Raw genomic sequence first — 12,784 nt, 5'->3', positions numbered from 1 at the left:
ATGTTTATAGGGCTACATCGGTACCGGATTTGGGGTGTTTCATTGGCTGAACTGATCGTTTTGCTCAGCATGTACGTGTTTTCTGCCCTTTTTTACTACTATGCGGTGTTCGTTTCTGCCAATGGCGAGGGCGAGCCCTATGAGCGCTTTATTTTTGAACAAATTATTCGCTTGCTCTTCTCGATTCCCATTTGGTGGCTGATGATTCGGAAACTCAAGGAGTGGCCGATTTGGATCAAAATCATGTTGCACTGTGTGTTATTACCCATTTATGTCAAGGGTTGGCAACAGACTTATTACTGGGTGGCGGATTATTTTGGCCTGGGGCACCTCTGGGGGAATGGCGAAATTTGGGACATTTACATTACGACCTTGTTGTACATCATCCAATTTGGGGTCATGCATGGTTATAGCTACCACCTCCAAGTAAAAGAACAACAAGCCAGAGAAGCCGCATTGAAACAGTTGGCCTTACAAAGTGAACTCACTGCACTGAAAGCTCAGCTCAATCCCCATTTTTTGTACAATGTATTCAATACCATCAGTGCCTCGGTGCCGCGTGAATTGGAGCATACCCGGGAAATGATCGCGAGCTTGGCGGACCTTTTTCGTTATCAATTGCGGGCAACCCAGGAAGATTTGGTGCCGGTAGAGGATGAAATTGCTTTTGTGAAAAAATACCTGGAACTGGAGAAGGCCCGTTATGGCACCCGCTTGCAGTTGCAACTGGATATTGCCAATGATGTGTTGGACAAAAAAATCCCGCCGATGATTTTACAACCTTTGGTAGAGAACGCCATTCGGCACGGCATTTCGCCTAAAATTGATGGGGGGCAGGTGAGCATCCAAATCCATCGGTTTGGTGAAAAGTTGCAGATTCAGATTGCGGATACAGGTGTTGGTGTCGTGGACAAAAAGGCCATTTGGAGTAAGGGAATAGGTTTGAAAAACACCGCACAAAGGTTGGAAAAAATGTACGGCACGGTCCTGCGACTGGAGGACAATTTACCCTCGGGGCTAAAAATAAGTTTTGAATTGTAAGGGGCGATGAAAAACAAATGTTCTTTTTGCCCCACTACTAAACTGTAACATGCAAAAAATCATCATCATTGACGATGAAGCGGCGGGTCGGCAATTGCTGCGGGAGTACCTCGAAGATTTCCCCGATTTGATCGTCATCGGCGAAGCCAACAATGGGGTGGATGCCATTCGGCTGATTCGGGAGTTTAAACCTGACTTGATTTTTTTGGACATTCAAATGCCTGGTTTGAATGGTTTTGATGTTTTGACTCGTCTGGACGAAATGCCCTTGGTGATTTTTTCTACTGCTTACGACAAATATGCGCTCAAAGCCTTTGAGGTGCATGCCCTCGATTATTTGCTCAAACCCTACACAAGGGATCGTTTTTCGATTGCGGTGCAAAAAGCCTTGAACTCCCTGCAACACAACCTGAACAGTGTGCAGTCTCTTACCGAAAGCCTGCTGACCCCCGAGAGCAGTTACCCTGAAAAAATTCTGGTTCAAATTGGTGCAAAACTGGTGACTGTCGACTTGGCTGAAGTCATCTGGATTGACGCCGAAGGAGATTATTCCAAACTCATCACATCCAAACAACGCTACCTGAGCAATTATGGCCTGGGGGCTTTGGAAAAAAAGCTCGATCCACGCCGCTTCATTCGGGTACACCGCTCGGCCATCATCAACCTGGCTTTTGTACAGGAAATTCAAAAACAAATTTCCAGTTACGATGTGATTTTGCAGAATGGGGAGGTGGTACGGGTGAGCCGGGGGTATATGGAGAACATTAAGCGGTTGACGTATTGAAAGACAGCTCAACCCCCATTCAAAATCTCCGCCACATGCAGCACCTGCACCTTACTTCCGCTCCGCCGCAAAATTCCCTCCATGTGCATCAAGCAAGACACATCAGCGCCCGTGATGTACTCTGCCCCATGTTGTAAATGATCAGCCACCCGATCTTTACCCATTTTGACAGATACTGCTTCCTCCATCACACTGAACGTGCCGCCAAATCCGCAGCACTCATCGGTACGGGTCAGTGGAATCAATTCCAGGCCTTGCACCTGGGCCAGCAACTGGGCGGGTTTGGAAAAAGGTTCGGCCATCAGTTCCGACATTTGGGACAAGCCCAATCCCCGCTGCCCGTGGCAACTTTGGTGAAAACCCACCCGGTGTGGAAAACTGGCCTGCAAATTTTTCACCTGCAGTACATCCGTCAAAAACTCACACAATTCGTAGACCTTGCCTCGCAGGGCCGTAGCTTCAGTCTCCCGTTTTTCGTCGTGCAAGTGTTCTTTGAGGTGCAGGATACAACTCCCCGAAGGGCCTACCACATAATCGTACTCCGCAAAATTCTCGATGAACAAGCGGTTACAATCCAGGCTCAAATGTTCAAACCCGCTGTTGGCCATCGGTTGCCCACAGCAGGTTTGATTCGTGGGAAAACCGACCGTGCAGCCGCATTTTTCCAACAATTGCAACGTTGCAATGGCCACCTTGGGGTAGAATTGGTCAACGTAACAAGGAATAAATAAACCAACTTTCATTGCTTTTTAGCTTCAGATCCAGGGGGCAATAAAAAAATAAGTGCTCATTTTGCCTAAGAATTAGATGAGAAAACGATTCATTTCAAGTGTCTTATCTAATTCTTAGGCTCAAGAAAAATGAGCACTTATTTTTGCCCCACTACTTAGTTGCAAATCAAACTACAAAGTACGGATTTTTATACTCCGGTAGTGCACAGTATTGCCGTGATCTTGCAAGAGGATACGCCCCTTGTCATTCAGGCCAAAATTTTCAAAAGTATTGTATTTGCTGCGTGCCACCAGGGCAGCAAAAATGTTGCTCTTGCGCTCGTATTCCAACACTTTGAAGCCATTCAGCCAATGTTGTACGATGTTGTTGGGCAGTACCACGATGCGGGCCTGGCACCATTCGCCAATTTTGCGCTTGAAACGGTTGTCCAATTTGTACGAAGGAATCAGGTCGTACAAGCTGGCCAGGGTACGATTGCCCGCTGCGCCCATTTTGGCGTCAGGATGTTTTTCGTCGTCCAACAATTGGTATTCCAAGCCGATAGCCGAGCCACCTTTGCTGTCAAATTTTTCACTCACAAAATACTTCACGCCTGAATTGGCCCCAGGAGTGAGTTTGAAATCAAAAGTCAGTTCAAAAGCGCTGAATTCTTCTTTGCTCACGATGTCGCCGAAGCTGCGCGATTCCGAACCATCACTGCCCTGGATGCTCATTACGCCATTGCTAACCAACCAACCCGCTTCGGGCGCCGTAGTTTTGAAAGCCGAGCGCCATCCATCCATATTTTGCCCGTTGAACAACAAAAGCCAGCCTTGTTTCTTTTCCGCTTCGGTCAGGGAATTGGGCTTGAGGTTGACGATGGGGCAATTGTTGATGGGTTTGGCCACGATGTCGGCCCCGGTTTGGATGCGGATGTTGCGCCAGCGGATGGTTTTACCCGCTAGTTTCTGGTCGGTTCCAATGGAGTGTACTTGGAGTGCGATGAAGCCTTTTTCCACCAGGGTGTCCATCAAGTTGGCGGTAGGAATGTCATTGATCCAGGTACGGATTTGGCCGTCGATGGCTTCGATGCGGTATTTGTTCCAGGCACCATTTCCTTTAAATGCTTTTTGACCTTCGGGGTTAAAGTTGAGGTTGTACAACCATTGGCGACGTTGTTCGTCGTAAATGCCACCCGACCAGGCACGAGCGGAGGGGTCCACTTCGCATTGGGGGCCGTACACGACCTCTTTGCCGTCGTTACTTTTGCGCACATTGCTGCGAAACTGGATGCCTGAGTTCATCTCGCCACCGAGCGACAGTTCGAGTTCCAGTACAAAGTTGTCGTACAATTTATCCGAACACAAAAAGGTGTTGGGGGTATTCTCCAGCGTAGTACCCACTATTTCTCCGTTGGCTACAGCGTAAGTTGCATTGCCCCCTTTTTTGTTCCAGCCGCTCAGGGTTTTGCCGTCAAACAGGGAGGTCCATTTTTCTTTTTGAGCTGAAACACTCAGGCTGATGCCCAGTATAAGTCCCAATAACAGCGTTACTTGCTTCATGATTGTGATGCAGTCTATACGTTTACACAAATGTATTTCAAAGGTAAAGACTCGAATACCTGCATCCACCCTGAACTCACCTGTTGAAAAAGGAAAATTTGGCGTGAAAATTAGCGAGGCTGATCCCAAACGCAAGTTTTGAATCAGCCTCTCTAGGAAATAGAAGTGAGCTAAAATTTTTTCTACTTATTCACCACCAGCTTACCAAAGGCAATGATTCTGCCACCGTTTTTCAAGCTGTAAAAATACAATCTTGGTGGCAAATGATTTACTGTCCAGCGAATTTCACCAATGTTGTCATTGAGATCAAATCGTTGAAGCGCTTTTCCAGTAAAATCAACTACCTGCAAAGTGCCCTGACGGATTTCCTGGCCTTCCAGGTTGTATTTGAAAGTTACCTCGTGAGTAGCTGGATTGGGCACTACTTGAACAGAGGAAGGAGTTTGCAAAACGGCCTTTTCTGCAATGGGCACTACATTTTGAATTTTCGAATCCACTTTTTCAGCAGGGAAAGGCAATTGTTGCGTAACATACTGATAACCATAAAAGAAATTCAAAATGCCTTTTGCTTGTTCAGCAGCGCGACCGAGGTTGCGGTCTGCCAGTTCTACCAAAGCAAGCACCTCTGTTTCATTAAAGTCCGCTATGCTGCGTCCTTGCTCCATCGCTTTTACTTTCAAATCGGTTATTTTCCGGTAGTCTTCATGTATTTTCTGCTGCTGATCAGTGAATTTGAATCGATTACCAATATCATTCAGCGCTTTCTGAGCTTCCTGGGTATTTTTCTCTTGTAGCCAGCTTTCTACAATCTGGTAAGAAGATTCCAGATCGTTTTTGTTGTACAACCATTCCCGCACTTTTTTCAAATCCACTGGCGCTGTAACCAAATAATGATGAACAATGGCATTAGTGCTTGTGCTTACAATCGTTCCTGCCTGGGCTAAACGGCTTTCCAAAGCGCTGCGCTCCGTGCTGTTTGCTTGTGCAGTCTTTACCTCACTTAGTTGATCAGCAGTCAATGTTTTTTGCATCTTCTGTTGTAAGGTGAAGTTGTAGAGGGCATCAGGGTTGGCGGCTAATATTTTTTGGATGAAACTTGCTGTGAAAGCATCTTTTTTATCCAAAACTCTTTCTAATACCTCCGAAGAGAGCCAGGGTGAAATGTTCAGTAGTTTTTCCTCCAATGCTGTAGAAGTTGTGCCTAGTGCTTTATCTACTTCAACGAGTAAAGCTTTGGTGTCACCATTGTCTATTTTACTGTTTCTGATCTGTGATTCGTTATCGTAGCTTGCCTTCCCTGCATTGTATTCATTTTGGAAAGCAAGTAACTCATCTGAAGCTAAACTACCGCCACCTCTAGCAAAGGAGCTTGAGCAGCCTGGATTACCACTTGTCAAGATTTTGGTAATACCCGTTGTATTTGCTGGATTCTCCCCACTCGTGCTTCTATAGTAATATTGAGTAGTGTAACTACTGAAATTACTAAAATCTGAACCAGTGGGTGTAGAAAGTAGGCTAAATTTATTGCCAGCTCCAGCAGAAGAAGAGCCCTGAGGGGTTGCAATTCCTGATAAAGTGGAACCAATGAGAGGGTCTATAGATACTAAAAAGTCGTAACTATGGTTGCTGGTATTGAGATTACATAAATATTTCAAGCCATTGGCAGGGTTGCTATTATTCCGGTTGTCGCCATCAGATTTATTAGCAGCATATAAGCCAGTATAAGAGTTATCCCGAATGATATTGGTTGCATCTCCGGTATTAGAGCACAGCACACCTACTGGCTGGGGCGTAAGGGTGGGCGAAGAGCCGCTGAAACTATTGTTTTGTACAATGTATCCTGTACTGATACTGACGAACACCCCATGATTGTACGTGCCAGTGCGATACTGTCCTACATTAAAAGTGTTATACGTTGCTGACATATTATTGACACTACCCGCATAGATACCCAGAGCATTATTGCTAAACGTAGACGTGCTAACCGAAAAAGTACGACTCGTGCTGCTATTGGTGCCATATATACCGCTAGTGAAGCCATTAAAAGAACAACCTGTTAATGCCTGATAACCTGCATCAATGGTGTAAATTCCGTATTTTTTGTCTGTTACACTGGCGCTTAGATTTCGGAAAGTACAAGTCGTGAAAGGAATGCCGTAATTGTCCCAAATGGTAGCATGACCAATGTAAGTAGTTTGAGGATAAGTCGTAGTCAACTCAAAAATACAATTGCTAAAATAACTGACATTATCAGCAATATTGTACGACACAAACTCAACCGAACGGCGATTATTGCGAAACGTGGTATTATCTGCCTTGATAATGCCGCCACCTTCCCAGGTGATGCCATTTGTACCCGTAGTAATGGCGTTATTGGCGAATTCTATGATGGTATTGTTTTTGAGTTCCAGGGTGCCTTGATTGGCGGCAGTTTGAGATAATGCGGGGTTTCCAATAACCTCTATTCCAGTCCAATAGTTGGTGCAATTTTTTGTAATTGTACCTCCATCTACAACTAGTTTCCCCCCTTTCTCAATGATTATTTTACCTAATTCGGGCATCCCTATTTTACATTTGATTGTCAAGGTGCCACCAGTTTTTATTCTCAGGTTGCAGTTTAATTTTTTCTCTGAATTCCATGTTATGTTCTCTCCAGAGTTTATACTCATTTCTGGTTGACTTACTGAACAAAAATCTTGAACTAGTGCCTTATGTACTGTAGGACACTGACTTCCTAAACATTTTCCTTCTAGTATCCAGTGCATTCTCCCTAGTTGATCTTGTGTAAAAGAACATCTATTAATCCCTGCGTAGCTCATATAATTATTTGGGGTATTTCCAAAAGCGGGATCGTCATTCGTATCATTGCAATAGTCTCCGTCAAAAGGATGGAATAATCCTAAAGCATGCCCTACTTCATGTGTGAAGCCATTTAAACTTGATGCAGGTAGTGCACCCCCATTGGCCGTATATTCTGCAAGCCTAGCTGTGAGCATAATATAATTCCTTCCATTTAGATTTGCTATTCCTGATGCGAACCCGCCCCCAGTTATTAGTGTTGTCCCGTCGTCCAGTGTACTTGCTTCTGCAAAAAATACATGGAGTGCATCTTTCTGTGTGGCTGTTAATTGATTATTATTAGTAACATATTCATCAAAAACATCACAACTCCTCTGAAAATTAAAAGGACCGTTAGTGGAGCCGTTATTACAGTAATAATGGCCACTTGCCCACGCGTCCGAGTCCTGCCAAAAAAATAAATCGGTAGTAGGATTGAAACTAAATCGAATCCTACTGTCTGGAATATGTGCCGAAGGATTACCACTAACTACGGGCAATGGAGAGCATAATCCGCTAAATTTGGCATTTAGCCCCAAAGTAGAGTGATTAACCCAGCCATTTAGGTAATTAACATGCGCTGTAATGTTCTGAAAATTTTGAGGATTTCCAGGAGTAGCATTCTGAAAAACATGAAAAATTAATCTAACTGTTTTTATAGGCGTAAATCTAGGATCAAGCGGGGCATAATTTTCGGAATTGTTACAAGCATTAGCCGAAGTCAAGTCCCCCAACCCACTTATGCAATCACTAGGACTCGTACAAGTGCCTCTTAGTGATTGACGTAAAAAAGGATTAGGCGTTTGACAATCTTGTCCTGTTAAAGGCAAACAAAAATAAAAGTTTAAAATGTAGAAAAAGAAGAACGATAAAGATTTGGTTCTCATGATTATTTAGTTTTTGGTTAAAAGTTGTAATGATTTTAGTTCAGATTCTAGGACAGAAGTGCCCTGATTAAGAGCAAGCAACTTGAATTTTAAACCCTAGAAGAATTCCTTTTTGATGACATGCCATGGTAATCTTTGCATAAAACTTCTACTGATGCAAATGCTGATTCCAATGTGATCTACCTAAAAAGAAAAGCCCTGTTTTAATAGAGACAGATGCTAGTATTCTCAGAAGTATAGAGCCAAAATCAACATAGGATATCTATGCGAATAATGGGTTGAAAATTGGTGCTGATTTTCAGTAAGTTGCAACGCGAGTTTACCGGATTTTTCAAAACTGAAAAAATTAGACTATTGATTTTTAGTTACTTGCAATGTTCAACCCATTATTCGCATTATCTATGTATTTCTGTAGTGGGTTACCTCTTAGGCACTGTTCAATTTGATTTTATTATTTTTTTACAAACACTTACTCGACCTTCTTTAGACACTATTTGGGCGAAATAAATCCCAGGGGATATATTGGAAATATCTAATTGAACCAGTGAAGCTTCCAAGGGTTTTTTCAAAACTACCCGTCCTACGACATCAATCAAAATAATATTGGTAGTGTTTTTACTCAAATTTAAATCATGCTGAATAAAAAGTTTTTCAAAAGTAGGATTCGGGTAAATATTTACTATGTCAGGATCATTCAAATCCTTCACATCGCTAATAATATCTACATAACAGTTGCCTTTGTACAAACGAGGATGTGTATAAATTAAAGTGTCATTTTGTTTAAAGCAAAGTAAGTCTAGAAAGACTTGAGGGGTAACCGGCAAAAACAGGGTATTACTTGGGTCAGGGAAAAAGCCGAGCGTACTTCCAATGCCCTCTATCCAAGAATGGCTGTAAACTCGACTGAGCGTGCCATTTTCATCTTTTCGTAACCAATTAAAATTATATCTTAATCGTTTGATATCATCATTATATATGACAGTGTCTATGGAAGTAAGCTGATTGAATCTGCATCCAATACTACTTGTATCACAATTACGGAAAGTTATGTAAACCCAGCCAATAGAAACATTGAAATTGTACAATAACCTTGGATTAATTTCTCCTTTGTCTAAAAAAAATACGCGACCTAATTCGTTAATATAGGCACCTATATATTGAGCAGAATCAATATTAAATGCTTTGCCCGTGTTGGTATATAATTTTGTAAATTTTTTGTTTTGTATAATTGTATCCCCTACTGGAGTATAGTGGTGAGTAGTATAGATTGGATCATTGTCGCCTAATACAGTAAGCAATCTACTCCATTCAGCATTTTCAGTTGGAAGAGGCAAAAAAGTTTGTGCTTTACCTTTAAAGAACACCAATAAGCAGGTCAGCAACAATAGCATTATTACATTCTTTTGCATAATAGTTAATTTAGATAATGAAAAAAGCTACGCTTGCCCTCATCATGAGGGTTATGTTATTCAGATAACCATCTTCCCTAGTAGTTATTAGGGCGGCAATCGGCAAAGAACCTTGAGACATTCAATAGCTGATAATCCGGAATATTGATTAGTAGGCTGTTATAACAAGTATAATGCAAAAATGCACCCTATTCAGCACAAGCACAAGAGCCAGGAGAAGCTTTAACCGCCAATAGCCGACAATTCAAAGAATTTAACATTCATTAAACGTAAATAAAATTGAGGATTTGTAAATCAACTCATTGAAAGTTTGATGACCTCGTAAATCAAAATTTATGTTTTTGTAAAAACAATGTTTTAATTTTGCGCTAAGTCTTGATCACCTTGCGGGAAATTTGCGCCCTACCATTGCTGATCTGAATAAAATACACCCCTTTTTGCCAGTTTTCGGTTTTTAATTGCAACTTGTTGAACGCGTTGCTACCCAGATTTTGGGCCAAAACAATTTTTCCAGCTGCGTCAAACACCTTAAGATTCCAGCTTGATTGCTGCTCTGGCGCTTCCCAGTCCAGGTTTAGACTAGCGCCAAAGGGTAGGGGATAGGCTTTGAGGGTATGTTGGGGCAGGTTGAGCTGAGGAGCGCTGGTCACTACATTATTGAGCAAAGACTGGAGTGGATAAGCCAGGATAGATTTGCCGTGGGTGCCAACCACCAGTTCGTTCCGTGCTACATTCCAGGCCAGACTGTAAGCGGCGATGATGGGCAGATTGGCACCTAAGCGGTACCAGTTTTTGCCTGCATTGACGCTAGCATATACCCCACCATCGGTGGCAACAAACATAACATTGTCCCGATAACCCGGTAGGACAATGAAATCGTTGATGGCGAGGGGTGGAAGATCTCCTGCTGCGGAAGACCAGGTTTTGCCCAAATTGCGACTGACATGCAAGTGTGGCCGATTGTCATTGTCTTTGTAGCCCGAATGACTCACATAAAGGGTGTTTTCGTTGCTCGGCGAAGCTTTCACCGCAGTGACGTAGCGCTCAGGAAGCCCGGGATCGATGCGGTTCCAGGAAGCCCCTGTATTTGAGGTGTACCAAACATTGCCATCGCTGGTTCCGGCCATGATCAAGTTTGGATTGAGCGGAGATTCCGCCAGACAGGAGATGGTGTGAAAATTGCGTCCAAAAATCTCCCCGTCCGTCAAATCAGGACTGATGGCTTGCCAAAATACGGCTAACCCGGTACTGTTTTGGTAGACTTTCTGAGTGCCAGTATACAGTATTTCAGGATCGTGGCTACTCAGAATGAGGGGGGCGTCCCAATTGACCCGATCACTCCGGTTGATGCCCTGCAGTGCCAATTGGAAATAACTGCCTCCATTGTTGCTGACCCGCAGCGTGCCATTTTGGGTTTGTGCCCATACAATTTGTGGATCAAAAGGATGAAAACGCATTTGGAAGCCATCTCCACCTTCGATGCGTTGCCAATCCTGATTCAGGGCACTGCCTTGTACAGTGCCGTGATCCTGGGCGCCACCGTAATAACGATTGGGGAAATGCGGATTGTAGTCGATGCGGTAAAATTGGGTAGTGGGAATGGATTCAATATCGATCCAGGTTTTACCGCCGTCATTGCTTTGATCGAGGCCTCCGTCACTGCCTACGATTACATTTCCGGAAGGCGTGAACACCAAGTCGTGTTTGTCAGAATGGATGTCACTTTCACCAATGGCTTCCCACATTTTGCCTCCATCACTGCTTTTCCAAAGTGAAATGCTCAACAAATAGAGTTCAGCAGGATTTTTGGGATTGACTTCAATTTTACCAAAATACCAGCCCAGACCACCCATTACAGAGCTTGGGAGGTTGGATTTTCCACTTACAATCAATGCTTCCCAGGTACTGCCCGCGTCGGCGCTGCGGTAAATGTTTTGCAAATTTGAGTTGATATCGATGTAAATGGCGAAAACCAAATCTGGGCTGCCGGAATAAAACGCCAAACCAATGCGCCCCATACTGCCAGTGGGCAAGCCACCACCGCTGAGTTTGCTCCAGGTTTGGCCGCTGTCTGTACTTTTGAAAATACCCGAATCTGGCCCGGCGATGATCGATTCCCGGTTGTTGCGGATGCGGGTCCAGGAGGCAGCATACAATACATTGGGTTTGCGGGGATCGATCACTACATCGATGATGCCCGCCTGTTCGCTGACAAATAAGGTCTGCTTCCAACTTTTTCCGGCATCGGTACTGGTGTACAAACCCCGTTGACGGTTGCGCTCAAAAGGCAGGCCCATGGTCCCTACATGGATGCGTTGCGGGTTGCTGGGATCAATCACGATTTTGGAAATGATGCGGGTATCGTCCAGGCCAATTTTGGTCCAACTTTGACCCCCGTTGATGGAACGGTATAGGCCATCACCCAAAAAAGGATAACCAGTGATGTTGGGGTCGCCAGTGCCTACGTAGATGGTCTCAGGATTGCTGGGATCGATGGCGATGGCACCAATGGCCAGGTAAGCACGATCGTCAAAAACGGGAAACCAGGAGCGACCGCCGTTGGTGGTTTTGTAGAGACCACCGCCTGAAAAACCGGCGTAGATGATTTGTTCGTTGCCGGGATGTACCGCAATGGCGTTCACTCTGGCACCGATATTGCCTGGGCCTTTGGTGTTCCAGGCTTCGCTAAAGCCCACCGGAGATGTGTTGCGTAAATTTAACTGCTCCCTTGCTTCAGCTAAGGCAGCAGCATAAGCGCGATCTGAAAAATGGGTTTCAGGGTAGGCTCTTTGTAAAAAAAAGTGATCGGCAGGGGCGTGTTTTACAGCCACCACACTAGATTCAGGAGCTTCAGTATTTTGTGGTGATTTGTTGCAAGCGCAAAGGAGAACCAAGGCAGCAAAGCGTAAAATTTTCGGACAAAAGTGGTAAAGGTATGTCATGGGTGTTGGGATTACATTTGTATAGTTGTAACTACTTCGATGAAAACTGCTTAAAATAATCTTTCAGATCTGTCGCATCTTCCGGTTTCATTCGCCCGCTCAGGATCAGGCGAACTTCACGTCGGCGAGGTGCACTGTCGTAACGTTGCTGCTCAATTTCGGTAAGGGGGATCACCGGAGGAACGCCGATGGGGCTACCATTGGCATCATCGAGGGCAACAAAGGTGTAGTAGGCATGGTTGCAGCGCCGTGCATTTTGGCCCTTGATGTCGGCTGCAAATACTTCCACGTACACTTCCAGCGAGCTGTTGAAAGCCCGGGTAACGCTTGATTCCAGCGTTACCACATCGCCCACTTTGATGGGGCGTTGAAAAGAAACATGGTCAACGGAGGCAGTCACTACGTGTCTTTCGCAATGTTTCCCCGCGCAAATGGCACTGGCAATGTCCATCCAACGCAATAGGTTGCCGCCCATGAGGTTACCCATGGGATTGGTGTCGTTGGGCATGACCATTTCGGTCATTACCGAACGGGATTCAGTAACACGTTTGGGCTCTATGGCTTGCATTGTTTTTGGTATTTGGAATGGGTAATGTTGGCTTCAGCCTAA

The 12,784-nt window shown here is 44.4% G+C and carries 8 protein-coding genes; 2 read left to right on the top strand and 6 right to left on the bottom strand.

All coding sequences use genetic code 11. The features are described 5' to 3' along the window. Both ACEW9O_RS24080 and ACEW9O_RS24075 read left to right on the top strand, forming a co-directional pair. The gene (locus ACEW9O_RS24080) at positions 1–1,041 is read left to right on the top strand and encodes a sensor histidine kinase (protein ID WP_373552775.1); all 1,041 of its coding nucleotides are present in this window, start codon (positions 1–3) and stop codon (positions 1,039–1,041) included. 49 nt (positions 1,042–1,090) lie between these two features. Further along, positions 1,091–1,825, top strand: a complete 735-nt coding sequence (locus tag ACEW9O_RS24075; RefSeq protein ID WP_373552774.1) for a LytR/AlgR family response regulator transcription factor — start codon at positions 1,091–1,093, stop codon at positions 1,823–1,825. An 8-nt stretch (positions 1,826–1,833) separates the two neighbouring features. On the opposite strand, the gene ACEW9O_RS24070 is transcribed toward ACEW9O_RS24075, so the two are convergent. The 6 genes from ACEW9O_RS24070 to ACEW9O_RS24045 form a co-directional block, all read right to left on the bottom strand. Beyond that, entirely contained in the window at positions 1,834–2,568 is a 735-nt protein-coding gene (locus tag ACEW9O_RS24070; RefSeq protein WP_373552773.1) for a (Fe-S)-binding protein, read from the bottom strand. Between the two features lie 159 nt (positions 2,569–2,727). Further along, positions 2,728–4,098, bottom strand: a complete 1,371-nt coding sequence (locus ACEW9O_RS24065; RefSeq protein ID WP_373552772.1) for a DUF1080 domain-containing protein — start codon at positions 4,096–4,098, stop codon at positions 2,728–2,730. Positions 4,099–4,280: 182 nt separating this feature from the next. Beyond that, positions 4,281–7,823 (bottom strand): hypothetical protein, encoded by a 3,543-nt coding sequence (locus tag ACEW9O_RS24060; RefSeq protein WP_373552771.1) that lies wholly within the window; start codon positions 7,821–7,823, stop codon positions 4,281–4,283. Positions 7,824–8,260: 437 nt separating this feature from the next. Further along, positions 8,261–9,232: a T9SS type A sorting domain-containing protein gene (locus ACEW9O_RS24055; protein ID WP_373552770.1), complete on the bottom strand. Its 972-nt coding sequence runs from the start codon at positions 9,230–9,232 to the stop codon at positions 8,261–8,263. A 368-nt stretch (positions 9,233–9,600) separates the two neighbouring features. Then, positions 9,601–12,063, bottom strand: coding sequence for a T9SS type A sorting domain-containing protein (locus ACEW9O_RS24050; RefSeq protein WP_373552769.1), 2,463 nt, complete (start codon positions 12,061–12,063; stop codon positions 9,601–9,603). A gap of 142 nt (positions 12,064–12,205) precedes the next feature. After that, entirely contained in the window at positions 12,206–12,742 is a 537-nt protein-coding gene (locus ACEW9O_RS24045; protein ID WP_373552768.1) for an acyl-CoA thioesterase, read from the bottom strand. Between the last annotated feature and the right edge of the window lie 42 nt (positions 12,743–12,784).

The organism is Haliscomenobacter sp. (assembly GCF_041740695.1).
Classification (GTDB): Bacteria; Bacteroidota; Bacteroidia; order Chitinophagales; family Saprospiraceae; genus Haliscomenobacter.
Note: the sequence above shows the minus strand (reverse complement) of the source record. Positions and strands in the feature narration are given on the sequence as shown.

Bases quoted from the DNA above. Each gene is read 5' to 3' on its own strand.
- ACEW9O_RS24070 (WP_373552773.1), bottom strand. From the start codon at position 2,568: ATGAAAGTTGGTTTATTTATTCCTTGTTACGTTGACCAATTCTACCCC.
- ACEW9O_RS24080 (WP_373552775.1), top strand. From the start codon at position 1: ATGTTTATAGGGCTACATCGGTACCGGATTTGGGGTGTTTCATTGGCT.
- ACEW9O_RS24065 (WP_373552772.1), bottom strand. From the start codon at position 4,098: ATGAAGCAAGTAACGCTGTTATTGGGACTTATACTGGGCATCAGCCTG.
- ACEW9O_RS24060 (WP_373552771.1), bottom strand. From the start codon at position 7,823: ATGAGAACCAAATCTTTATCGTTCTTCTTTTTCTACATTTTAAACTTT.
- ACEW9O_RS24075 (WP_373552774.1), top strand. From the start codon at position 1,091: ATGCAAAAAATCATCATCATTGACGATGAAGCGGCGGGTCGGCAATTG.
- ACEW9O_RS24045 (WP_373552768.1), bottom strand. From the start codon at position 12,742: ATGCAAGCCATAGAGCCCAAACGTGTTACTGAATCCCGTTCGGTAATG.
- ACEW9O_RS24055 (WP_373552770.1), bottom strand. From the start codon at position 9,232: ATGCAAAAGAATGTAATAATGCTATTGTTGCTGACCTGCTTATTGGTG.